This is a genomic window from Bacillus sp. SD088 (genome assembly GCF_017355205.1).
Classification (GTDB): Bacteria; Bacillota; Bacilli; order Bacillales; family Bacillaceae_C; genus Lederbergia.
Window position 1 is genome coordinate 38,170 of the sequence record NZ_JADIJK010000017.1, and the last position, 24,611, is coordinate 62,780.

The 24,611-nt window shown below is 37.3% G+C and carries 28 protein-coding genes; 24 read left to right on the forward strand and 4 right to left on the reverse strand.

All coding sequences use genetic code 11. From position 1 onward, the window contains the following. Nucleotides 1-218: 218 nt before the first annotated feature. From IPU53_RS15365 to IPU53_RS15480, 24 genes are all read left to right on the forward strand, one after another. Nucleotides 219-779 carry a CGNR zinc finger domain-containing protein gene (locus tag IPU53_RS15365; RefSeq protein ID WP_207451903.1) on the forward strand — a complete coding sequence of 187 codons (561 nt, stop codon included), beginning with the start codon at nt 219-221 and terminating at the stop codon, nt 777-779. Then, nucleotides 776-1,240 (forward strand): DinB family protein, encoded by a 465-nt coding sequence (locus tag IPU53_RS15370; RefSeq protein WP_207451904.1) that lies wholly within the window; start codon nt 776-778, stop codon nt 1,238-1,240. The genes IPU53_RS15365 and IPU53_RS15370 overlap by 4 nt, the downstream gene beginning before the upstream one ends. Before the next feature lie 21 nt (nt 1,241-1,261). Then, on the forward strand, nt 1,262-1,618 hold the full coding sequence (locus IPU53_RS15375; protein ID WP_207451905.1) for a hypothetical protein: 357 nt from the start codon (nt 1,262-1,264) through the stop codon (nt 1,616-1,618). Between the two features lie 49 nt (nt 1,619-1,667). After that, nucleotides 1,668-2,171, forward strand: a complete 504-nt coding sequence (locus IPU53_RS15380) for a hypothetical protein (protein ID WP_242698333.1) — start codon at nt 1,668-1,670, stop codon at nt 2,169-2,171. Nucleotides 2,172-2,797: 626 nt separating this feature from the next. Next, nucleotides 2,798-3,733 carry an ABC transporter ATP-binding protein gene (locus tag IPU53_RS15385; RefSeq protein WP_207451907.1) on the forward strand — a complete coding sequence of 312 codons (936 nt, stop codon included), beginning with the start codon at nt 2,798-2,800 and terminating at the stop codon, nt 3,731-3,733. Continuing rightward, nucleotides 3,721-4,653, forward strand: coding sequence for an ABC transporter permease (locus IPU53_RS15390; protein WP_207451908.1), 933 nt, complete (start codon nt 3,721-3,723; stop codon nt 4,651-4,653). The genes IPU53_RS15385 and IPU53_RS15390 overlap by 13 nt, the downstream gene beginning before the upstream one ends. A gap of 35 nt (nt 4,654-4,688) precedes the next feature. After that, on the forward strand, nt 4,689-5,408 hold the full coding sequence (locus tag IPU53_RS15395; protein WP_207451909.1) for a response regulator transcription factor: 720 nt from the start codon (nt 4,689-4,691) through the stop codon (nt 5,406-5,408). After that, on the forward strand, nt 5,405-6,472 hold the full coding sequence (locus IPU53_RS15400) for a sensor histidine kinase (RefSeq protein WP_207451910.1): 1,068 nt from the start codon (nt 5,405-5,407) through the stop codon (nt 6,470-6,472). Before IPU53_RS15395 ends, IPU53_RS15400 begins: the two co-directional genes overlap by 4 nt. 501 nt (nt 6,473-6,973) lie before the next feature. Continuing rightward, nucleotides 6,974-7,708, forward strand: a complete 735-nt coding sequence (locus tag IPU53_RS15405; RefSeq protein ID WP_207451911.1) for an ABC transporter ATP-binding protein — start codon at nt 6,974-6,976, stop codon at nt 7,706-7,708. Beyond that, on the forward strand, nt 7,708-8,481 hold the full coding sequence (locus tag IPU53_RS15410) for an ABC transporter permease (RefSeq protein ID WP_207451912.1): 774 nt from the start codon (nt 7,708-7,710) through the stop codon (nt 8,479-8,481). The genes IPU53_RS15405 and IPU53_RS15410 overlap by 1 nt, the downstream gene beginning before the upstream one ends. Before the next feature lie 23 nt (nt 8,482-8,504). Then, nucleotides 8,505-9,260, forward strand: a complete 756-nt coding sequence (locus IPU53_RS15415) for an ABC transporter permease (protein WP_207451913.1) — start codon at nt 8,505-8,507, stop codon at nt 9,258-9,260. A gap of 27 nt (nt 9,261-9,287) precedes the next feature. Then, the gene (locus tag IPU53_RS15420) at nt 9,288-10,013 is read left to right on the forward strand and encodes a response regulator transcription factor (RefSeq protein WP_207451914.1); all 726 of its coding nucleotides are present in this window, start codon (nt 9,288-9,290) and stop codon (nt 10,011-10,013) included. Further along, nucleotides 10,010-11,062, forward strand: a complete 1,053-nt coding sequence (locus IPU53_RS15425; protein WP_207451915.1) for a sensor histidine kinase — start codon at nt 10,010-10,012, stop codon at nt 11,060-11,062. Before IPU53_RS15420 ends, IPU53_RS15425 begins: the two co-directional genes overlap by 4 nt. A 510-nt stretch (nt 11,063-11,572) precedes the next feature. Continuing rightward, nucleotides 11,573-12,322, forward strand: coding sequence for an ABC transporter ATP-binding protein (locus tag IPU53_RS15430; protein WP_207451916.1), 750 nt, complete (start codon nt 11,573-11,575; stop codon nt 12,320-12,322). Continuing rightward, entirely contained in the window at nt 12,322-13,101 is a 780-nt protein-coding gene (locus tag IPU53_RS15435) for an ABC transporter permease subunit (protein WP_207451917.1), read from the forward strand. The genes IPU53_RS15430 and IPU53_RS15435 overlap by 1 nt, the downstream gene beginning before the upstream one ends. Before the next feature lie 12 nt (nt 13,102-13,113). Continuing rightward, nucleotides 13,114-13,827, forward strand: coding sequence for a hypothetical protein (locus IPU53_RS15440; RefSeq protein WP_207451918.1), 714 nt, complete (start codon nt 13,114-13,116; stop codon nt 13,825-13,827). Nucleotides 13,828-13,836: 9 nt separating this feature from the next. Beyond that, nucleotides 13,837-14,529, forward strand: a complete 693-nt coding sequence (locus IPU53_RS15445; RefSeq protein WP_207451919.1) for a response regulator transcription factor — start codon at nt 13,837-13,839, stop codon at nt 14,527-14,529. Beyond that, nucleotides 14,519-15,544 carry a HAMP domain-containing sensor histidine kinase gene (locus IPU53_RS15450; protein WP_207451920.1) on the forward strand — a complete coding sequence of 342 codons (1,026 nt, stop codon included), beginning with the start codon at nt 14,519-14,521 and terminating at the stop codon, nt 15,542-15,544. The genes IPU53_RS15445 and IPU53_RS15450 overlap by 11 nt, the downstream gene beginning before the upstream one ends. Before the next feature lie 338 nt (nt 15,545-15,882). Beyond that, a complete protein-coding gene (locus IPU53_RS15455; RefSeq protein WP_207451921.1) occupies nt 15,883-16,848 on the forward strand; it encodes a 2-hydroxyacid dehydrogenase family protein in 966 nt (321 codons plus the stop codon). 644 nt (nt 16,849-17,492) lie between these two features. After that, entirely contained in the window at nt 17,493-18,239 is a 747-nt protein-coding gene (locus tag IPU53_RS15460; RefSeq protein ID WP_207451922.1) for an ABC transporter ATP-binding protein, read from the forward strand. Between the two features lie 8 nt (nt 18,240-18,247). Continuing rightward, the gene (locus IPU53_RS15465) at nt 18,248-19,048 is read left to right on the forward strand and encodes a hypothetical protein (RefSeq protein WP_207451923.1); all 801 of its coding nucleotides are present in this window, start codon (nt 18,248-18,250) and stop codon (nt 19,046-19,048) included. After that, on the forward strand, nt 19,045-19,800 hold the full coding sequence (locus tag IPU53_RS15470; protein ID WP_207451924.1) for a hypothetical protein: 756 nt from the start codon (nt 19,045-19,047) through the stop codon (nt 19,798-19,800). Before IPU53_RS15465 ends, IPU53_RS15470 begins: the two co-directional genes overlap by 4 nt. A gap of 253 nt (nt 19,801-20,053) precedes the next feature. Then, nucleotides 20,054-20,488 carry a hypothetical protein gene (locus IPU53_RS15475; RefSeq protein WP_207451925.1) on the forward strand — a complete coding sequence of 145 codons (435 nt, stop codon included), beginning with the start codon at nt 20,054-20,056 and terminating at the stop codon, nt 20,486-20,488. Between the two features lie 615 nt (nt 20,489-21,103). Then, nucleotides 21,104-22,093, forward strand: a complete 990-nt coding sequence (locus IPU53_RS15480) for a helix-turn-helix domain-containing protein (protein WP_207451926.1) — start codon at nt 21,104-21,106, stop codon at nt 22,091-22,093. 30 nt (nt 22,094-22,123) lie between these two features. On the opposite strand, the gene IPU53_RS15485 is transcribed toward IPU53_RS15480, so the two are convergent. The 4 genes from IPU53_RS15485 to IPU53_RS15500 all read right to left on the reverse strand — a co-directional run bounded on the left by IPU53_RS15485 (nt 22,124) and on the right by IPU53_RS15500 (nt 24,608). Then, nucleotides 22,124-22,267, reverse strand: coding sequence for a hypothetical protein (locus IPU53_RS15485; RefSeq protein ID WP_207451927.1), 144 nt, complete (start codon nt 22,265-22,267; stop codon nt 22,124-22,126). A gap of 158 nt (nt 22,268-22,425) precedes the next feature. Beyond that, on the reverse strand, nt 22,426-22,578 hold the full coding sequence (locus IPU53_RS15490; protein WP_207451928.1) for a hypothetical protein: 153 nt from the start codon (nt 22,576-22,578) through the stop codon (nt 22,426-22,428). Nucleotides 22,579-22,877: 299 nt separating this feature from the next. Further along, nucleotides 22,878-23,414, reverse strand: coding sequence for a DUF1572 domain-containing protein (locus IPU53_RS15495; RefSeq protein ID WP_207451929.1), 537 nt, complete (start codon nt 23,412-23,414; stop codon nt 22,878-22,880). A 513-nt stretch (nt 23,415-23,927) separates the two neighbouring features. Next, nucleotides 23,928-24,608, reverse strand: coding sequence for an ABC transporter ATP-binding protein (locus IPU53_RS15500; RefSeq protein WP_207451930.1), 681 nt, complete (start codon nt 24,606-24,608; stop codon nt 23,928-23,930). Nucleotides 24,609-24,611 lie beyond the last annotated feature (3 nt).

Genomic DNA, 24,611 nt, shown 5'->3' on the forward strand with positions numbered 1-24,611 from the left:
AAATTTAATTAGTTATATTTTAACCTCGTCCTAAATTTAGAGCGAGGTTATGTTTGTTTTAGAAAAATATGATGCGAATTCAATACGGAGAATGGTTAATCATCAAAAAAGTTTGATCATCAACTCACATTCCTATTTTTTGTAATGGGTAATTTATATTTTAAGCATTACATGATATAAAAAAAGGCACATTCAAAATAAATAAAGGAGAAGGCAAGTTGGCTAACGATATGATTTGCTTAGATGTTATTAATACGATGTGGTATGACTATCGTGGAACAGGGAGGTCCGAAGATCGCTTAACAAACCCGAAATGGATAGAATATTTTATAAAGGATTGGAATCTAACTCATTTATCTTACCCTTCCGCTCAAATCATTCATGAATTGCAAAATTTACGTCAGCTAATGAGAGATATTCTTCAGAAAACAACACAGGATCAATTACCAACGGCTGATGAATTAATAGAATTAAATACTTTCATGGATAAAGCAAAACGGAGCCCAGTATTAATCAAAAGGGATAATCATTTTGAATTAAATTTGGTAGCTGATCAACAGAACTGGGACACTTTTATTTCTGAAATTGCTCTCTCTTTTTCCGAACTATTTACAAAAGCAGAATATAAGCGTGTGAAGTTTTGTAAGAATGAAGATTGTCGCTGGGTCTTTCACGACAACACGAAGAACGGGCACAAACATTGGTGCAGTAGTGAGACATGTGGAAACTTATCCAGAGTTCGAAAGCATAGAGATACACTCAAGGAGGAAAAACAATGAATGCTAAAGAGATAATATCATTCCAGTTAGAAGCCGTTCATAATAAAAGTGGTTGGTTTGTTTCGTTGGCACAAGCATTGAAAGGTGTGACACAGGAAGAAGCAATGTGGAAAAACCATCCAAACGCCAATAATATACGGGGAATCGTAAATCATTTACTTTATTATAATCAGGGTTATTTAAACCGTTTTAAAGGCATTGGGGGAACGAGTTCTACAATCGATACAAATGCACAATCCTTTGATAACTTAGAAGGATATACGTGGGAGGAATCATTAAGATCTATTGATCAAGTGATGCAGGAATGGAAGCGAGTCATTGATAATTCAGCGGATAATCACTTCAATAAAAATATGGCTGCCCTTACCCATTTAATAATTCATACCGCCTATCATATCGGGCAAATAGTAGACATTCGAAAACAACAGGGAACTTGGAAATCAGAACTTGGTGTAGATTAATTTGAAAGGCTGGTATATATCATGATTATCATACCTCTACAAGAACCGTTTAATTTCAAAGCTGCTATCACTGATTATGGTTGGTGGATGTTGTCGCCGAATTATTGGAATAATGAAGAGCAATTATTTTATCGCCCGGTACAATTAAGTAATGGGAAAAATGTATTATTGTGTATTTCAAATCACATTCATCATTTGATGATCGAAACTGAAACAAATATTCCTTTAGAACATAATGACACCAAGGAGATTAAAGACCAAGTATCCTGGATGTTTAGATTGCAAGATACCTTTGACCCGTTCTATACCCTATGTCACGATTATGAAGAGCCCAACGAAAAGAAAAGGAAGACTTTTGCGTTCGCCTACGCTTTTTGAAGATGTAGTAAAAGTAATATTAACAACAAATACGAGATGGAAGCAGACTATGAATATGGTGAGTAATCTTGTGAATGGATTAGGCGAATCAATAGAAACCAACCATCAGCCTGAATTCAAAACCTTTCCCACACCAGAACGCGTGTTAGAAGCAGGTGAATTATATCTAAAAGAACATGTGCGAGTCGGTCACCGAAGTACATACATTATCAATGCAGCCACAAAAGCTTTAGATCCTGTTTTTGACCTTGAGTCTTATACATCACCAGAAAGTGATATTACCAAATTAAAGGAGATTAAAGGGATTGGTCCTTATGCATTTAATACACTATCGATGATACTTGGAAAATATGATTTGTTGCCTATTGATTCAGAATATAAAGCTCATGTTATCAAAAAATACTTTAATGGGGAGCCCCTAATAAGCAAAAGCTTGAAAGTGTGTACGATAAATGGGGAAGTTATAAATTCCTTGCATATTGGTATGATGTTTACTCGTCAACAACCCCTCCTTACCAGTCCTTACAGACTGCTTGAAGAAGGGGCTTCCTGATTCACAGATCTTTGCGCAATGGAGGAATCCCCATTTCCGTCTTACATGATCTCCACAGGCGTTGGTTATACTGTTCGGACATGACCTTGCCCTACAGTTTTATTGGATTAGGCTATCTTTTTCTATTTTTCCTTAGGGAATCAGGAGAACTAGGATTGTAAGAGGGGAGACTTTGTTGTTCACCGTAACAGATGAAAATGGACATGTTGCTTTATTAACAACTGAAATTCAACCTCCTGCTGATGACCCGGAGTACGTTGATGATAAACCAATAGTATACCTGAATAACAGGTAATGCTGTGGTTTTTTTATTGTTGTCAAATACCCTTTTAAGTAGAGAATGCTTTAGTAAATAGCGACTAGCAGTGAACATATATTACTCTACTAACTAATATTCAATAGACCTTAGCAGCCCTCAATTTATTTTTTCAGTTTTCGCGAGGCGGACTTATGATCATGCCTGTACTGAATCATTCTTGATTTAATTCAGAAAGTAAAACTTCGCTACTTCAGAATTTAGATATTATTTCATTTCCGTTTACGGTCTGTTTACTTTCACTTTTTATAATTGAATGGAAGCGTCAGATGAGCGCTCCATATTATGAAATAGAAAGGGAAACAAGTATATGAAACAACAGACAATTGTTCAATTTCAACACACTACCAAAAAGATTGGCAGAAAAACAATCGTAAGCGATTTGAATTTTACTGTTCCTTCCGGTGAAATTTTTGGATTTCTTGGTCCCAATGGGGCTGGTAAAACGACGACAATTCGAATGATGGTAGGGCTAATCAAAATAAGCCAGGGAGATATTCTGATTAAGGGTCACAGTATTAGCAAGCAGTTTGAGAAAGCAATCCGACATGTAGGAGGGATAGTGGAAAATCCAGATTTATATAAATATTTAACGGGTTATCAAAATCTAAAACATTATGCGCGAATGGTTTCTGGTATTTCTAAAAATCGGATAAATGAGATCGTTCAAAGTGTCGGATTAAAGGACAGTATTCATGAGAAAGTAAGCTCGTATTCGCTAGGAATGCGTCAGCGCTTGGGAATTGCCCAGGCGTTGTTACATCGCCCATCTCTGTTAATACTGGATGAACCAACCAATGGGCTTGACCCTGCGGGTATCCGAGAGCTTCGCCATAATTTAAAAGAACTTGCTCATCAGGAAGGCGTAGCAGTCTTTGTCTCCAGTCATCTGCTTGCGGAAATGCAATTGATGTGCGATAAAATTGCTGTTTTGCAAAAGGGGCAGCTTGTTAGCATTGAAAATGTACATGAGTTTATTGCTAAGGACAATGTTTCCCACGTATGTCTTGATGTGGAGTTATCACAAATCGAACTAACAAAAAAGCTCGCAGCAGATTTAAGTAAAACGGCTGTAGCTGGTAATAAACCAAACCGGTTATGGATTCAAATGACTAAAACTGAGGTGCCAGAGTTAAACAAGTTATTGGTAGATAATGGTGTTCGGGTCTTAAGTATTCATGTACAGGAACAGACGCTGGAGGATAAATTTCTGAAAATGATGGAGGAAGGGCAATGTTCGGATTAATTCAGAATGAAATGATGAAAATCGTTAACCGTAAACTGACTTGGATTATTTTATTCCTGTTGATTGTTATAACGATAGGAAGTTTTGTCATGAACAAAATAAATGAGGCGCCTGTATCTGACTGGCAAAATGAACAACTGGAACTTATAGAGCGTTATAAAGGGCAATTGGAGATTGATGGGCTTTCACCGCAAATGTATGTAGATACAGAGAATAAACTTCAAATTGCAGAATACCGGTTAGAAAATAATATTGCTCCAATCAAGGAGAATCCGTGGTCTGCTTTGTTACAGTTTTCCGGATTAATTGAACTGGTAATTATTTTTGCCATTGTCATCGCTGCAGATGTTGTATCAAGGGAATATACAAGTGGTACAATCAAACTATTACTGATTCGCCCGCATAGCCGATCGAAAATCTTATTTTCAAAGTATATCTCCGTTGCATTATTCGCTTTAGGTATGCTGGCATTATTGATTATGACAGGATATGGTGTGAACGCCATTTTCTATGGATTTGGCAATCTGAACACAAGCGACTTATTCTTAAATGCAGATGGAAAGGTTACGGAAATAAATGTGCCCATGCAAGCAATTAAAATGTATAGCTTGAGCTTTCTTCCTATTCTGAGCTATGTAACTTTGTCTTTTGCTATTTCGACGATTTTACGTAATAGTGCATTGGCAGTTGGAATTTCTTTGTTTATTATGATTGTAGGAAATTCCATGATAGAGGCGACTGCCTATTTATCCTGGCTAAAATATTTGCCTTTTGCCAATAGCGATATAAGCCTGTATATTTTCCATTTGCCAGCAAGACCGGAAATGACATTGGGTTTTTCTCTATCTGTTCTGCTTATTTATATTTTGGTGCTGGCGGCCTTAAGCTGGATTATATTTAAAAAACGGGATACCGCTTGATCATAAAAGATTAAGATAGAAAGAAGGCAGCAAAGATGCATTCAAAAAAAATATTACTAGTCGATGATGAACCAGGTATTATTCAAATGCTTGAAACACTACTGCGCAAAGAAGGCTATACCAATATTAGCAGTGCTTATTCAGGGAAAGAAGTAAGGGCAAAAATTGCACGGGCAACATATGACCTGATTGTACTGGATGTGATGCTTCCGGATACAGATGGTTTTCAGTTGTGTCAGGAAATTCGGCAAGAGACCAATGCTTCCATCTTATTTCTTACAGCCCGTTCAGGTGACTTTGATATGCTGACAGGACTTGGAATCGGTGGAGATGATTATATTACTAAACCTTTCAATCCTTTGGAGGTTGTAGCACGTATTCATGTACAATTTCGGAGGCAGGAGCAGTTTCGGCAACAAATGGAACAAACAGCGGACGTGTATGATTTTGGTTCGCTGACGATTAATAAAAAATCGGCCCAGCTACATGTTAACGGAAATGAAATAGCCTGTCCGGCAAAGGAGTTTGAACTATTGCTTTTTTTAGCAGAGCATCCTAATCAAGTGTTTACAGCTGGACAGCTATATGAAAATGTCTGGGGCTACGATAGTCATGGAGATGAGAAGACGGTTTCCATTCATATTATGCGGTTGCGCAAAAAAATCGAAAAGGATGCAAAACAGCCTGCCTTAATTATTACATTAAGAGGCATTGGCTATAAGTTTGTATCGCCGGATGAAGGGGATTCGCTATGAAACGGCGGCTAAATGGAAAGTTGATTGTCCGTTTTACAATGAGTTTTATCTTGCATCAGTTTTTGTTGATGCTCGTATTAGCGATTCCTGGTGCAGTATATATTTATCTCTTACAGGAGCCAGATAATCAAGTGATGATTATGGTGCTATCCTGGATCGCAGTAGTATTTTATTTTTTATATTGTTTGTTTTATGGCTATTATTTTGCACGACCGATGTACGGTGTTTTAAGGAGAATAGAAACTCTCTCTATTGGAGATTATATCGCGCCGAAGCAGAAAAAGAGATTTCCTTCCAGTCGAATTTACCGTGAAGTAAATGCAAATTTGGAATCCCTTTCTGTTATCCTTCAAGAGAATGAGAAGAAACGAAAGGAATTTGACAAGCTGAGACAGGAATGGGCGGCTGGAGTGACACATGACTTGAAAACTCCATTATCCTATATATCCGGCTATACAGATATGCTTTTATCAGAAAAACATACATGGAGCGAGAAAGAAAGAAGAGAGTTTTTACAGCTAATCAAAGAAAAATCAAGGCATATGGAAGAACTGATTTCTGACCTTGGAATCGCCTTTCGAATGCAGCAATCACTGGATATCCAGAAAACTTTTCAAGAGATAGAATTGGTGGAATTGCTTCGCAGGGTGATAGCTGAAACAGCTAATAGGCCTGCTGATAAGGAAATTTCGTTTGAATTCATAGTCAATGATGAACCTGTCTATATAAAAGGGGATATACAACTGTTCCAAAGAGCGTTTACGAATTTGCTAGTAAATGCAGTTGAACATAATTCAGCAGGTACGAATGTTAAAGTCACGATTCAAAAAAGAGCACAGGCAGAAGTTGTGATAGAAGATAATGGTAAAGGCATGGACAAATATACAGTTACCCATTTATTTGACCGTTATTATCGGGGGACTTCAACAGAAAAGCCGTCAGAGGGAACCGGCCTTGGAATGGCGATTGTTCAGCAGATTATCGCTGCATATGGAGGAGAGATTTCCGTAAAAAGTGTGCTGGGACAAGGGACGGTTATTGTAGTTCATTTGCCCCTTGATTAAATATTATGTTAGATCATATAAAGGGAAAACATTCCCTGTTACGTTAATGTACCAATCATTAACAGGGAAGTAATTTCCCCACCTCAAGGCTTTAGTGAACAGAGAGAAGTATGGAGACGAATAGCAAAATGTATGGCTTATTTACCCTCGTTCTGAAATTATAACGGGGATTTTTTGTGTTTACCCCGTACTCTAAGACCCCACTTCAAGACTTTAGAGAATGTAGAGCGAAGGGGATTAAACTGCCCTAATTTAGGTTCTAGCGCTTAAATTTTGCGTACACCCTTTGGGCTCCTTTATCTCAGGTCAACAGGATGTCGCGAATTTAGCCTTTGATCTTCTGAATCAGTGGAGGATGAGGGAAAGCCTCTTTTACTTTATCAAAATGTAATCTTTTGTTATCGATTGTTTATAAATTCAAATGTGGCAGTTTATTTATCATCGCTATACTGGGGGAATACAATCGACATTTAAATTTACCTATAGAAAGGAAACTGCCTGATGGGTGCAACGACATTATTAGAAACACATAAACTGACAAAATCATTTCATGGTAAAACCATTATCGACAATCTAGATCTTAACATTAAAAAAGGGGATGTATACGGCTTTCTTGGGCGCAATGGTCAGGGGAAAACAACGACGATTCGGATGTTAACTGGCTTGATTTTTCCCGATTCTGGGGATGTTGTGATGAATGGGCTGAATCTTAGAACTGATTTTAAACAAGTGATTTCTCAAATTGGCGCAATAGTAGAGAATCCAACTTTTTATGACTATCTTTCTGGATATGAAAATTTGGCTTTGATGGTTAATCTAATTCCCGGTATGGATAAAGAAAAAATAGCAGAGGTATTAGAAATGGTTGGATTGACGAAAAGAGCGAAGGACAAGGTCTCTACTTATTCATTGGGGATGAAGCAACGTCTGGGGATTGCGAATGCGCTTTTAAATGACCCGCGATTAATCATTCTTGACGAACCAACGAACGGACTGGACCCACAAGGCATGATCGAAATAAAAGAAATGATCCTTCAGCTTTCCTCTGAAAAAAATATTACCTTTTTTATTTCAAGTCATTTATTGCACGAGATTGGGCAAATATGTAATCGTGTCGGGATTCTTAATGAGGGAAGGCTCCTTGCTGAAGGAAACGTCAGTGAATTGGTTGATCGGGGAGATGTTCATTCCTTGGAAGAATTATACTTTAACCTAACCAGCGGGGGCGGGAAGTGATGAGACTTTTAAAAAATGAGCTGTACAAACTTTTTAAAATGAAAAAATTATATGTTTTTATGATCGTTATGCTGGGGATCACTTTGTTAAATTTATATGATTACCAGCCTGGTAGTTCGAAAATGACAGTTTGGGATTTTCAGTATGGACAATCCGTTCCGCTGACGATGATCCAGATTTTTGCTCAATTTATGATTATTTTTATCCCGATTGTTGTGGCGGATAGTATTAGTAATGAGTATCGGAGTGGAACTTTAAAGCTATCTTTACTGCGACCAATTACTCGTTCAAAACTACTGCTGGCAAAAATAATGACTTTGTGCGTATTTATCGCTACTTCAACAGTTATCTTTTTAATTCTATCTTATACATTAGGAATTTATTTTATTGGCTGGGGAGAGGCAACAGAGTACATGGGACATACTTACACGCCAATTAAGGGAATTGGCGTAACTATCGCAGTCTATGCTTTATTTATTTTACCAACCATGGCATATGGAATTATTGCGAGCTTTATAGCTGTTTTAGCCAAAAATATGAGTACAGCGATTATTATATCATTGGTTCTGATTACGATTGGATTAAACCTAAATGATATAACAGCCATTGCTCCTTATTCTTTAGCATATCATCTAATGTACCTTCCCGAAAACTTTATGCAGACAGAGGATTGGCTCGGAATGCTAGCAAATATTAGTGTTGTTCTCATTTACGCTGCTGTGTTTGCGGGGCTATCCCTCTGGACATTTAAAAAGAAAGAAATTGTTTATTAAGTGATTCGCATGGAGATGATCGAATGATTGGTTTAATCAAAAATGAACTATACAAATTCCTTAAGCAAAAAAAGCTTTATCTATTTATGGGGGTTATAGTTGTTGTTCAACTAGTAAACGTATTGCAGTCTAGACAAGCATCCCATTTATTAAATGGGCAGTCTTTTCCTGTGGAAGCACTAGCCGAAAGCTCCCTTTATATCACAATATTTCTGGCTGTATTTATTGCGGAAACCATTGCAGAAGAATATAAACGGGGCATGTTTAAAGTGGTATTATTACGACCGATTAATCGTAGCCAATTTATTTGTGCAAAGTCGATGGGGGTATTGGTTTGCATCTGTTTTATGGTTTGTTTTACCATACTCACCGCCTATGGTATAGGATTCATTTTTTTTGGCTGGGGAGAGCATATGCTTGTTCAAGGAGAACCGCTATTTTTAGGTGGAAACGCGGTTATGTTTACTTTAACTACGGCATTTGCTTATATCTTGCCTGTCTTTGGTTTTGCTATGTTGATCTTTTTTATTGCAGTATTATCACTGAATGTTGGGATCACCATTGGTACTGCTCTAGCCTTATTTATGTTTGCACCCTTATTGAAGGGAAGTATTCAAGCGTATTCAATTGTGCATATTATGAATACTTTTCCTGCCTTATTTATTAACCAAACAGCTTGGCAAGAAATCCTTTTTAATATGGGGGTTATCTTAGCCTATATCATCCTCTGTTATATTGGCAGTTTTCTTTTTATTAAAAGGAAGGATGTGTTGGTATAATTATGAATATGAAAGGAGGGGATGTCCATGCGAAATATGAAAATTCTGGTTGTTGATGATGAACTGGAAATTGCCGAATTGATTAAAGATTATTTGGAAGAAGAACAATATGAGGTGAAGATTAGCACAGATGGTGAGGAATGTCTGACACGCTTTCGAGAATATCAGCCAGATCTTATTGTCTTGGATATTATGTTACCGGGTTTAGATGGCATGGAAGTATGCCGGACGATACGAGCAGAATCCTCTATCCCCATTATTATGCTGAGTGCTAAAAAATCAGAGGTTGATAAAGTTTTAGGATTGGGTTTAGGAGCGGATGATTATGTTGTGAAACCATTTAGTCCAAGAGAAGTGGTGGCAAGAGTAAAAGCACAATTAAGGAGACATCATCAATTCTCCGCATCTCCTAAAAGTGAAAGTGAAAAAGAGGTACCTAGCAATGAGGTCTTATCATTTGAACAGCTAGAAATTAACTTGAATGCTTATACAGTAAAAATAAATTCGCAACAGGTGGAATTCACAACCAAGGAATTTGAGGTGCTGCGATTTTTAGCCACGAAGGTTAATCAAGTCTTAACCCGTCAACAAATTTATGACCATGTTTGGGGAGTAAATGAATATGGCGATCTCAACACAGTAACCATACATATTAAAAAAATTCGTCAAAAGATAGAAGAAGATATCACCTCGCATAAATGGATAAAAACTGTCTGGGGAGTAGGCTATAAATTTGTAGGAGACAGAAGATGAGATTAGGGGTAAAAGGAAAACTAATCTTGTCTTTTTCATCTATGTTCCTGTTTCCGATAGTGGTTGCGCTACTTTCCGGAGTTTATTCGAATAATAGTATCAGCTTTAGAAGCCTTCTTCCACTTCTTCTTGCATTGCTTATCCCTTTTGTCATCGGTGCATGGATTACTGGATGGGTGATTTCACGAAATATTTTGGCTCCACTTGGTGAATTAGGGCATGCAACCAAAAAGATTCGCGAGGGGAATTTTGATTTTGTAATTTCCTATCAGGAAAATGATGAGATGGGTGATTTATCTCATGCATTTAATGAAATGAAAGAGGAGTTAAAGGAATTAAGGGAAAAACAAGCTGCGCATGAAACAGCACGTAAAGAATTAATCGCCAGTATTTCACATGATTTGCGTACACCGATGTCATCGATTAAAGGCTACGTAGAAGGATTACAGGATGGCATCATTCATGATGAAGAACGATTTCAGCGCTATATTTCGGTGATTAAAAATAAAACAGAAAATCTGGATCACCTAATCGAAGCCCTTTTCCAATACTCGCAATTAGATATGAACAATACAGAAGAAGTCTTTTCCGTTTGGAATGCTGCAGAATTATTGGAAACAATTATCCACCCAATGAAGATGGAATTTACAGATACACCAATTCAACTGGAAGTTATCAAGCCATTTCCAAAGGTTGACCTGTCTGTCAATGCAAAAGAAATTGCCCAAGTTTTTGATAATTTAGTAAGCAACGCCAAAAGATATGTTGAGACTAAGGGAGTGATAACGATTGAGGGAAGTGCTGATGATCATGCTCTTAGAGTTTCAGTAACAGACAATGGAGCAGGTATAGCACAAAAAGATTTACCATTTGTATTTGATCAATTTTATCGTACAGAGAAATCTCGCTCCCGTCATTTTGGCGGTGCCGGACTGGGATTAGCGATCTGTAAGAAAATTATTGATAAACATGGTGGTGAGATTTGGGCAGAGAGCGAACTAAATGTTGGTACATCCTTTTATTTTACGATTCCTATTTTAAGGAAATAGCCATATCTGAACTGATTGATGAGGAGGATAAAAGGTAGGTTCACCTACAATACTGCAAGAAGATTGCTCCTTATTTCTCTAAGCTTATTTTGAAAGACCAACCGAATCCAAAAGTTATTAAAGACTCATGCCAGCCAATTTTTGTACCTACCTTTAATGACAAGATGGCAGTTATTAGTAAGCTAAAATTTATCATCAAAGAGAAGCTGCAAAAGTGGACATGGCATCACCTCCTTTCTATTTCTAGGAAGTAACTATTTGCTGCTCTTAAACTTTATTGCTATGTGCCAATCCCTCATGTTTCAGCGGATGTTCAAAAAGTCCGGTAAAAAAACGGTACTGCGAAAATTATATCGACGTCGGGAACTGTTCCCCCTAATCTTGGACATGCTATCCAACATTAGGGGGCTTTTTTGCCTCCAGATTCTTTATCAAAACTTTATCATAACCATATTCTCAGCTTATTTTGCTTTGCTATAATTTAGCTTATCAAAATAAGGAGATGAGCAAATGACGCAAGTAAATAATGAAAAGTCTATTTTAGAAATTAAAAATTTAAACAAAAAAATTGCTGGTCAAACCGTGATCGATAATATTCACTTTTCGATTCAAAAGGGGGATATCTACGGTTTCCTCGGTCCAAACGGAGCAGGAAAAACAACAACATTACGAATGGTTACCCGTTTGATTTTCCCTAATTCTGGCGACATATTAATCGATGGACATTCCATAAATAATGATTCCGTTTCAGCTCTTTCCAGAGTAGGCAGTATTATCGAAAATCCCGCTTTTTATCTTCATCTTACTGCCAAACAGAATTTAAACCTGAGTGCTAAATTAGCTGCCGTCAACGTGCCAAAAACAAGAATCAATGAAGTTTTATCCATTGTTGACCTGAAAGAAGTGAAGGATAACAAGGTAAAGACATTTTCTTTGGGGATGAAGCAGCGTCTGGGTATTGCTAATGCTTTATTATGCTACCCCAGCTTGATTATATTGGATGAGCCAACGAATGGTGTTGATCCAATGGGGCTTCGGGAAATGAAAACATTAATTAAGCGATTGGCAGAAAAAGAAAAGATTACATTTCTTATTTCCAGCCATATGTTACGGGAAATGGAAGATTTATGTCATAAAGCAGCCTTTATTCAGAGTGGCAAGATTGTCGAAGAAGGAGATATTTCCGAATTATTAAATGTATATCAAGTCACCAATTTAGAGGATTTATTCTTTGCGTGTATAAAGGAGAAGTTAGCGTAATGAAGAACATATGGACACTGACTTTATTCGAGTTCAAACGTACACTGACTTCCAAAATGCTGCTTGTCTATACACTTATTTATGCTGCGATGTATGTTTTAACAGGTGTTATTTTTAAAGCTTACGGTGCGGGAAAAACAGTAGTTGCTGGTTATGGTCAATCATTTCCTGTAGAAATGCTTCAAGCTGGTATTACATTTACAGCCGTATTTGTTGCCATTTATGTTGGAGAAATATTAATACAGGAACGAAATAACGGGACAATCAAATTTGTTTTATTACGTTCTGTTACCAGATTTCAATATTATATTTCGAGAATTTTATCCATCCTTTTATTTTCGCTTCTTTTAACATCGATCATGCTTTTAATTGGTTATGTCGTTGGCATCTCTTTCTTCGGATGGGGAGATACGTTTGTTTTTTATTCTGTAACTACGAGTGGATGGCAAGGTGTAGGAGTGACTCTTTTAGCTGGATTAGCCTTTGCTTTTGCTTATTTTATTTTTGGTTTGATTGCTTTATTGATTTCACAGTTTATTCAGCGAATTGCTACCTTAGCAATGTTGATGGGGTTATCTACGCTCGTCGGACAATATATCGTTATTTATGATCAAGTAAAACAATATGTGATTTATGAACACTTATTATTTTTCCACATTAACCTGTTTGAAAAGTCTATTTCCTATAGTATCACCAGCCTGGGTGTACTCGTTGGTTATCTTATCGTGCTCGGAACAGCAGGCTATTTTCTGTTTAAAAAACAGGATTTATATGTATAAAGGAGGGTGTATATGATTCAACAAGTAAAACATGATATATTTTATGTATTTTATAATCCGAAATATCGGTTACTTCTATTACTTACCATTTTATTAACAGCAGGTTTAACCATTTACACAGCGGTAAATGCTAACGTAGGAGAAGATATTCTCATTCAGGTGTTTGGAAGCTTCCGGCAAATGTATTGGATACTCTGTGCTTATTTAATCGCCGATTTGCTTTCTACGGATTATCATTCCCAAACATTTAAAAATATTATTCCTAAATCTTCCAATCGCAACTATTACTATTTATCAAAAATAATTGTTGCGACATTAGTAGGAATATTTATCTTATTGATACACGTTGTAACGAGCTGGCTTACAATTGGTTCTCTTGTAGCAGGAATCGAATTAAATTATTTTAACATCTCCTATTTTTTATTTGGAGCTATTCTTTCTCTTCTTTTCTATTCGTCCATGTTGGCTTTTGTCATAGCTATTTCTGAAAAAGAAACAGTTACAATTGGCGTGGCATTGGGACTTATACTCTTGCAGGCACTGATGGAAGGTCTTGATCCTGTGATTTCTGCCCATTTTCCGTCCATGTATGTCGTTTCTTTATATGATCTGGTTTCATCTAATTTGTTAACTGGAATCATTTCGATTGGCAGTTATCTCATTTTCACCTTTATATTATTTGTTGGTACAATAAAGATATTTAATAAACAAGACCTTTTTATTTAGGAGGTACCAATGAATCAGAAAAAAGTACTTGTCATTGAAGATGATGCAGATTTAGCAAGAATGATAGGGAATTATTTATCACGAGAAAAATATGATGCATCGATATGTGGTCAAGGTAATCATGCGCTCAACGTAATAAACCAGTATCAACCAGATATGATTCTATTAGATATAATGCTACCAGGGCTGGATGGACTGGAAATATTAAAACAAATACGTACCATCTCCATTGTCCCAATCATTATTATCAGTGCAAAAGAAACAGAGGTAGATCGAATTATTGGATTAAAATTAGGTGCAGATGATTATGTAACGAAACCGTTCTCGGTGAAAGAGTTAATCGTCCGGGTGGAATCATTATTTAGAAGAATCGATTATCTAAATAAACCCGCCAAACAATCACTGTTATATTTCGATGATATCGAAATAGATTTATCTTCAAGAATTGTTACAAAAAACGAGAAAATCGTTCATCTGACTTTAAAAGAATTTGATGTATTAGCTTTTCTTGTCAAAAATGCGTATCAAGTGCTGAGTAAAGAAAAGATTTATCAGCATGTTTGGGGAATAAACGAATTTGGAGATATCAATACGGTTGTGATCCACATTCAAAAACTGAGAGAAAAATTAGCTTTAACACCATTCATTACAACAATCAGAGGAGTAGGTTATCGATTTGACGGTGAAGTAAATGAAAAATAGTGTTATTAAGGGGCTTATTCTCTTATTTCTTGGTTTGTTTATTCTTCCGCTAAGTTCTTTATTATTTATCATGCAGATTAAAGAAGACTACCAAATAATTTTGCTGATTTTTGTTCTCTTTCTTATGAGTATATTGCTGGTGCTGACCATTTTTTATATAAAAAGACGAATTCTAGCACCTATTTCAATAGTAGCAAAAGAAACTAGGCGAATCTCAATAGGGAATTTGGCTGCGCCGATTCATTATAATAAAAAGGACGAAATTGGCCAACTTATCTCTGCCTTTGACAATATGAGAAATGAGTTATATGTTCAACAACTGGAACACCAACAATTTGAGGTAGAACGTAAGCAATTTATTGACAGTATTTCGCATGACTTGAAGACACCAATTACATCCATTTCAGCATATATCGAAGCCTTACAAGATGGAATTGCGCAAACAAAATCCGAGGAAAAAGAATATTTTCGCGTCATACAAAATAAAATTCACCTGTTGAATGAATTATCGCAACAATTAAGCTTAAGTTATCAAACAAGCGATTCTGTTTCTATTCAGCTGGAATGGATATACTGCCATGAATGGTCACAACGTTTCCTTCACACAGTTTCTATGGATTGCCATACAAAAGGAATCAAAATAGAAACCTCTTTAGATCATTCGTCTTTCCATCATAACTATATGAATGTAGATATCTATCAATTAGAACGTGCGCTACAGAACATCTTAGATAATGCTTATCGTTATACAAAAGAGCTCTTAGAATTATCGGTCGCAATTCAAGATGATTACATTGTCGTGGCTATTAAAAACGATGGTGCAGAAATGAAAGAAGAGTCCTTAGAACAAATCTTTCAAAGATTTTATACGAATAACCCGCAAAACGCTGAAGGCCATTTAGGTTTGGGATTATTCATTGCGAAGACATTGATCACTGCGATGAAAGGCGAGCTTGAAGCCACACTTCAAAAAGATGTGATTACTTTTACAGTCTCTATTCCCATAAGTCATTGAATTTATCCCGCATTAACTGGCAGTAAGACCCCCACTTCAAGAATTCGAGGTGAAAATGAGAATTGTAAGTGGGGGACAACTGTCAGTAAATACCCGAGTTCAACTAACATTCAGTGGGGGATGGAAAAAAACCCCAACTGAATGAAGTTTCACTTTTACCATTGTTACTTTAATGTTTGGAACGTCTTAGCTTAAGGGAAAATAGGCATTTCCGTATTTTGCTACATATATGCTTTTCTTCATCATGATTCATTGACTATGTTGTAAAAAAAGCGCTCACTATCAGTCTATTATTTGATTTTCATTGTTGGAATGTGGGTATAATATTTTGTATAGAGATGATCAAAATAGCAAAAATTTTTATAGCAGGAAAAGTCCCGGAAAAAGCAATAAAGTTGCTTAACGAACACGATGTTGAAATGTTTGATGACAGTGAGTCACTGATTTCGGAAGAAGAGTTAATACATAAAACAAAAGATATAGACGCTTTATTAAGCCCTCTTTCAACGCCAGTGACTGAAGGTGTTATTAGTCATGCGGAAAATCTCAAGATTATCGCAAACTTTGGTGCAGGCTTTGATAATATTGCGATTAACTCCGCAAAAGAGCGGCATATTCCTGTCACAAACACACCTAGAGTCTCAACAAATGCTACCGCAGATTTAACGATTGGGTTAATTATATCGGCGGCACGCCGGATTCCTGAAGGTGACGAGTTATGCAGAACAAAAGGTTTCAATGGTTGGGCGCCTTTATTCTTTTTAGGTACGGATTTGAGTGACAAAACATTAGGCATTATTGGTTTGGGAAGTATTGGACAAGCTGTCGCCAAACGAGCCAAAGCTTTTGGCATGAACATTATCTATACTGGACCAAGACAAAAGCCAAAGGAACTTGAAGATCAATTTGGCGCAAGTTACGTGTCTCAGGATGAACTGCTTGAAAGTGTAGACTTTATTACAATTCATGCGCCATATAGCCGTTCTGTACATCACATGTTTAATAAAGATGCTTTTAAAAAGATGAAATCAACTGCTTTTCTTATTAATGCGGCTCGTGGCCCCATTGTTCATGAAAAAGATCTCGCAAATGCATTAGCAAATGGTGATATTAAAGGTGCAGCTTTAGATGTTTTTGAATTCGAACCTGAAATCGCTAATGCTTTAAAAAGCCTAAAAAATGTCGTCTTAACTCCACATATTGGCAATGCGACTATTGAAACACGAGATGCGATGGCGGACATTGCTGCAAGAAATATTTTGGCGGTTTTAAATGGCGATGATCCACTGACACCTGTTTTTTGATAAATAAAAATTAGAAACAATAAGTCTTTAACCCGAAAAAACGAAGGGAAATTGGCATATCTATTCATTTGACAATATGGGACATTTTCATGAAAAGTGAAAAAGATGGACAGCGCAAGTGATGGCTGTCCTTGTTTTCGTGGAAAAACGCAAAAAAGGGGAGGGCGTAAGTGTGGTCCGTTCCCTTTTTCATGGAAAAAAGCTAAAAAGTTGACGGCGAGAGAGCCGGCCGTTCCCTTTTTCAAGGGAAATAGCTGAAAGGGGGAGGGCGAGAGAGTCGGTCGTTCCCTTTTTCAAGGAAAAAAGCCAAAAGGGTGATGGCGGGAGAGCTGGCCGTTCCCTTTTTCAAGGAAAAAAGTTAAAAGGGGGAGGGCGGAAGAGCTGGCCGTACCCTTTTTCGAGGAAAAGAGCCAAAAGGGAACGGCGAGAGTGCCATCTGCATGACCTTACCAACTTGTAGGCCAAAGCCCTTGCTGATATTCGTCTCGCTAACCATCAGTGGGGAATGAAGAAAACTTGCCCTGTTGGCAGTCGGCTTTATCAATTTGTAATCTTTTATTATCAATTGTTTATGAATTCAAATGTGGCAGTTTATTGTTCATAGCTATACTAAAAGCTACAAGAAACAGAAAGGTAGTGTGTACATGCTTACAAAAAACAGCAGCATAGGAGTAGAAAGTATTGCAGTTAACAATGTAACGAAGAAATATGGTACAAAGATAGCCGTTGAAAATGTGTCTTTCACCGCACATCCAGGCCGGGTGACAGGCTTTTTAGGACCTAACGGGGCAGGAAAATCTACTACTCTACGTATTTTACTTGGTCTTGATCGTCCCACTAGCGGGACGGCTTTTATTGAAGGAAAAGCATTTGTTGAACATAGTCAGCCTTTACGATCAGTTGGTGCAATGTTAGATGGTGCTGCGGCTGTTCCGGAGCGTCGCGGAATTGATCACCTTAAATGGATTGCTGAATCGAATCGTATTCCAAAAGAAAGAATAGCTGAAGTGCTGGAAATAGTGGGTCTCTCTAATGCTGCAAAAACAAGAGTAAAAAAGTATTCTCTCGGAATGAAACAACGTCTCGGTTTAGCTGCTGCATTACTTGGAAAACCCCGGATTCTTATCCTGGACGAACCTGTGAATGGGTTAGATCCTGAAGGTATACGGAGTGTTCGAAGACTTCTGCAAAACTATGCACGAAATGGTAATACGGTGTTACTCTCTAGTCACTTAATGGACGAAACTTCAAAAATAGTCGATGACATTGTGATTATCAATAAAGGAAAGATTATTGATTCGGGCTCTCTTGAAGATGTTGTTGCGGATCATAATTCACTTGAAGAAGCTTTTTTTGCCTTGACTGGTATTAAGAGCGGCGAAAGCTGGTGATGAATAGGATGGCAACGATTCGATCTGAATTCACAAAAATAATCACACTGCGCAGTGTTTGGATTATCACGTTTATCTTATTGGCTGTGGGTCTTTTTTTTCATTACCAGAGCGCGGTCGGCTTTTTAGAATCATTGAAATCGATAGATGAGAATGGCATGCACTGGGAGTATAGAAGACCTATCAATGCAGAATTGGATTTTTATTCCACAATAGGGACAGCAATATTTAATCCCGGAATCTTGTTCCCACTACTTGGTGCAACGATAGCAGGAGCAGAATTCCGAACAGGTCAATTAGGAGTGAGTTTACTCGCGGTACCTTCGCGAACGCAAATGGTTATTAGTAAAATCATAGCGACAATCATTTATACGTTAGGCATTGGAATCACTTATACCATTATGTCGCTGATTACGGCATACTTTATGATCAAAGATTGGAGACCGGAATTCTTATGGTCACCTCAAGTATATATCAAGATTTCAGGAGGTATCTTTTTCCTTGTTGCGATTACCTTGATTACTTTAGGCTTCACGCTTATTACAAGACGTACTCTTTTAGGTATTTTGATCATGGGAGGATTCATTGGTGTGACCATGTCCCAAGCCATTGCTTCATTTGCACCGGCTGTGGACGCATGGACACCGATAAGTGCAGCTCGTAATTTATTATTACAAGAAGCACAATTGCCTGATATGGGTCCACTATTTAGTTCAAGTAATCTAATGGGAGGCATGGTGTTAATGCTATGGCTTATCGGCGTATTAATCATTTCACTCATTCTATTGAAGCGGAGGGACGCTCGATGAAGATATCAGCTTCTGGGCAACCTGCCATTCAGCTTTCGAATGTAGTCCACTCTGAATTTACGAAAATTATCTCAAATCCAACAATTGTAATGTTTATCTTCATCACTGCGATTTTGAATATTGGACTTGCTATATTAGACGCAAGTGGTCTCATTTTTTATCTCGGAAATGATATGCCCCCTTCTACGGTGTCAGACATTGGTATCGTTATGTTTGCTCCTATTTATGCGTTTCTTATTTTGCCGGTTTACGCAGCTAGCAGTGAATATCTAGGGGAGCAGTATCGTATGACGTTGACCGCTACCCCTAATCGACAACGATTAATGAACGGAAAAATAGTTGCAGTTGTACTGGCAGTATTATGTGGAATAATGGTAGCTGTCATTCCTGCTCGATTAATAATTAATATCTTTTCGGATGTAAGTATGAGTCACATTTTGATTGATATCGTACGTTGGACAGCAGTCTACTTCTTAATGTCTATGATTGCTTTTGGTATTGCCGGGTTAACACGCAGCACGATTGTACCGCTTTCCATTTTAATTATGATTCCTATATTTATTGGAACAGGCGTCTTACAATGGCCGGAAGGATTACGATTCCTGCCGGATCAAGCGAGTTTGAGTCTGCTTGGAACACCAGCCTATGAAGTGCACGAGTTGCCTCCATGGATTGCTTTCTTTACACTTTTAGTTTGGGGGTTGATATGCACTACGGCTTACTTGTTGTCATTTCTACGGAGGGACAGTTAAGCAATGAAAAGAGGAGATTGCTAAAAACTTCAAATGATTTTTACAGCAAATTCAATAGATATAATCCATTTGCATCTTGTTATGCTATAGCAGGATGCAAATATTTTTTGTTGTGAAATCACTCCTCTTGTATGATCTATCTCTACAGATTTATGAAACTTCATCTGAGAAATACGTCGGGGGGCTTATTGTCTAGTTTTTTTTCATACGATAAAATGAGGGTATACATAGTACGTAGAAAAGAGGAATTAACATGAAATATGCAGGAAGATTTTTATTTATTTTCACTGTGTTCATTGGATTAGCGGGCTGTGCGCAGATTCTTGATTCAGAGGATCTTTTGGATGAAGAAGATCGAAAGGACTTGGAAGTTGCAGTGAACAATGATACGGGTGAAGGATCGCTTGAATTAGTGACTCCAACTATCACTGATAAAGATAATGAAATTAAAATCAAGATGACAAATATCGACGAAAACAAGACGACTTTTATCTCTGTAGCAAATGAGACCGTCTTTGAAGGTAAAATTAAAAATGATGAAGTATACACGTTAGAGATCGGCGATATCAATGACGCACTAAGAACAGATTATGAACCAAAAGTTCAATTACTGCAAACAAGCAACGACGAAGAATCAGGAGATATTGTCACCTTTAAACAAGTTAGATACTCTGTGGAAAAAGAATAAAGCAATGTCGAAATGCAACAGGTCGTTCCCTAGAACTAGAAGGGAACGGCTTATTTCTTATGGGTGTAAGGTATTGATGGAGCTTGTCATCGGCTAAGTTTTTCATCTAAAAAAAGAAATATTACTAAACTTAATATGGGTTGACACGACAACTTACCGTACGATAGATTTAGTTTATATTATTGTAGGGGCATTCCATTAGAGGGGAATGACGGATGGGTGTTTTAGAATACGATCATTTAAGTTCTTTTTATTTGAACTAAAATGTGTAAGCGTTTTTGTCCAAAGGTAAGAAAGTATAAATTTCGGCTAATGCTTGATCTAGCTTAGGCGCCATCGGCGTTGCGGCGTATAGGATGTACTGTGCAGATGACAGCGGTTTGAGTCTGCTGCTATGAGGGCGTATCTTTAGCTGTTCTACATTAAATCAAGGCGCTTGCGCTTTTCTTGTTGTTAAGGAAACTATAGCAATGGTTTGACCGCCGAATGTCGTTCCGACACGGACAAGCGTGGAGGACCGCTTGTCCGTAGATACATGTTACATTTCATAGTAATAAATTCTTTGTTGCTGTGATTTCTTGCAATCAATTAGATTCAATAAAGAAAAAAGACAAAATGTTAACCCTATTAAGGGATTTATCCTTTTCTGAGAATATGGCATATGGTATTGATTTGATTGAAGATAATACGATGGGCTTAATCATTAACTTGCGAGCAGATATGGAGGGGAAGGAACGGGAACAAATTATTGTAAGCCTGATAGAATTAGTGGGGGATCATGGATTCCCAACACCAATAATAGGTGTAGGTGGAATTTATGAAGGAATTGATAAAATAAATAGATCGTATATTGAAGCTCTAGCCTCAGCAGAGCACTCAATCATTAGCAATAAATCTACGACAGTGTATTTTGAAAAAATTACGAAAGAAAGTAATATAGATGTTTGGTTTCCATTTGAAGAACAAATGAAATTTATTCAAAGTTTAAAGCTAGGGGATCAAGTAGTTGCGAAAGAAACGCTGAAAAATATTACAAACAACTTAAGAGAGCAAGAAACGTCTATTCATATGCTAAGATGTATGTGTTTTGATATTATGAATACTGTTATAAAAAATATTTTAGAATTAAGATTAAATCATAGTGTGGGGGATCTGGAAGCCCTTGTTGAATTTCAGTCAATCGATGATTTAGAAAAAAAGATCAATGTGCTTATAGTAAATATTTGTGAAGAGATTGAAAAAAGAAAAAAGAGTCATAATAACCTGATGCGTGATAATATCTTGGACTATATTCAAAGCCACTATAAATTGCATGATTTAAGTTTGGAGCATGTAGCTGAAGCTTTTCAGATATCTGTTTCCTATCTTAGCCGGTTTATAAAAGAACAAACAGGAAGCACTTTTACCCAATTTGTATGGAGATTACGTAATGAAGAGTTCAAAAATCAATTGAGGGAAACAAATCATGCAATAAAAGACATTGTCACCGATATTGGTTATATAGACGTTGCCAACTTTACTAGGAAATTTAAAAAAGAAGAAGGGTTAACACCAGGGCAGTATAGACGGAGACTGGGGGAAAATCCCAGCCAGAATGAAAAATAGTGACTCTCACCACTTGCGAGTGGAAGGTCACTATTTTTTTATCGTATACAAAAGATAGAAACAACAAAACCCTTGGTCTGTAGCTTCAACATCGAACATCCAATCAATGCCACCGTCTTTGTCGGCCATGTATCCATCCAGTGTCATGGTTGCGTGAATAATAACTTTTGCCATGTTCATATCTCCTTTTTTCATCATTTCTAAATACGGGGTAAACCTGTGCAAATGGTAGCGCATCCAGTTTACGAATCGCCCTAGCGCAATGGCAACTTCGTGCCGAATATATAGCCTCCTCATCTACATTTTATCATCCAAAGCGGGCCCGGTTTCTCTTAAATTGCTAGAAAGTTATTTTTTGATAGTTGGAAATAGAAAAAGCGGTGAGCGGTGGCATTGCTGACAACCTCAGTCGCTTGAATGGAAGCTGTTTGCTTTTTCACTGGAGTTTTTACGCTGTTCGGTTTATTTGGCTCATTTTCTGCCATGCACTGAACCTCCTTGTCAGTTTAGTCACTAAAAAAGGCCTGATTATTTAATCAAGCCCTAACGGAGATACGGTCAATTCCTCCTTTACATTGCAAGTCAATTTGTCCCGGAGTGGGGCTATCCACGCAAAAACGCCGCCCATAGTCCCTCTAAGGCGGCGCTTCTCTGTAGGTTAGCTCACTGTTTTCCGGGGTTTATTTTATGTTGTATATTGTATATGAATGCAAAAGAAGGTTTGATCATATTCTGCCTTTGATCATCCATAACCGTGCCCGTTTACGGAACAACCTCTGATGTGCTAAGACTGATGTTTTTTTAACTTCTGCTGTAAATATTCTTCCGATTTTCCTTTAGGGATACTAAGAGTTTCCCAGCTTTTATCCCTTAATTGCTTACCAATATAAACAATTTGACCAACATGATAGGCGTAATGAGCCATTTGTCTTTCGATCGCTTCTAGCACCGTGTGTTCCTCACCCCGAATGGTTATATTTTTTAATAAATCGTGATTTTCTAATCCATTCAATGTATTAAAAAGCGTGTCCCATCCTTTTTCCCAAATAATGATCATTTTCTGTTTCGATGAAATATCATCTTCAAATTCCTGATCACGATTTCTGAAAGGTTTTTCTCCATCTGATGTTAAAAAGTCGGACCATCTCGATATCATATTTCCACTTAAATGTTTTGCAATGATTGCAATACTATTTGAAGCATCATTTAATTTCCAGTGTATGTCTTCCTCTGATAATTGGCTTATTGTTTTATCCCCGAGACTTTTAACGTTTTCAAATCTTGTTTGTACAATCTTTAAGTATTCACTTCCCATATCCATAAATCTTCCCCCTTGTTTTTGTAACAATTTTTCCTGATTGAGGCATATTAATTCCCATAAATGCATCCTTTGGACACATCATATCCAAAGGGATAAAACGGTGCAACCTTTTTATAAACGGTTAAACTTTATTTCAAATCTGCACCTCACTGATTTTTTGAGTTTGTCCCCTCGGTGGCTTGTTTGGGAGGATAGAAAGTATTCTTTATCGACTAATGCTTATTGTCCTTGGTGTGCTTGTTGCGAGTGCACGTTCCTATTATCTTGGTATAGTTTGCTGTGACTATCCTTTGGTTTATTCTCCTTCTTTATTTATTGGTCAAGAATTAAGAATTGGGAATGCATAGTGAGACAGCAATGTATTGGAAATAGAGATAAAGGAACGTCAAAAAATCCAGATGATACAGCTTTTGTTAACCGGAAAACTATTGTTGACAAATGAAATATGAATAGTAAAATGCTTATTGTTAACCGGTTAATAAGCAAGCAGAAGCGATGGAAACATTGAAGCAGTTAATAATGAAGAGAGAAGAAGCTGATAGAAATCGGAAAGCAATTAATGTAAGTGATGAAGAAGCGGCTAATCGTGTCCGCAATATTCTCGATTTCACTTAAAATATGACTGGAAATAAGTATGGTCATATGATGCTTCTTTACAAGCTCAAGAAACAACTCTCGCATTTCCCGGATCCCCATTGGGTCCAATCCGTTAATCGGCTCATCTAAAATCAGCAGCTTTGGCTTATGGATAATCGCTCTGGCAATAGCCAACCGCTGTTTCATACCTAATGAAAACTTGGAAACGGGTTGATTGCCTGTGTTATTCAGCCCGACTTTGGATAACGTATAATCAATGTCCTTGTCATTTATTCCCATATAGGCAAGATGTATTTCCAGATTTTCTGTTGCGGATAAATGCTCGTAAAATAGAGGAGTCTCAATTAAGGTGCCAATTTCCGCCAAAATCGTATCACGCTCCAAGAGAATGTCCATCCCTAAAATCTCCGCTTTTCCCATGGTTGGCACAAGTAACCCCGAAAGCAGTTTGAAGACTGTTGTTTTACCCGCTCCATTTGCTCCCAAAAAGCCATAGATGGTACCCGATTCAACACATATATGGCAATTTTTTATCACTTCTTTTCCGGAAAATGTCTTTGTTAGACTCTCTGCTTTATCAACGCAGTTTGTACTCAATGG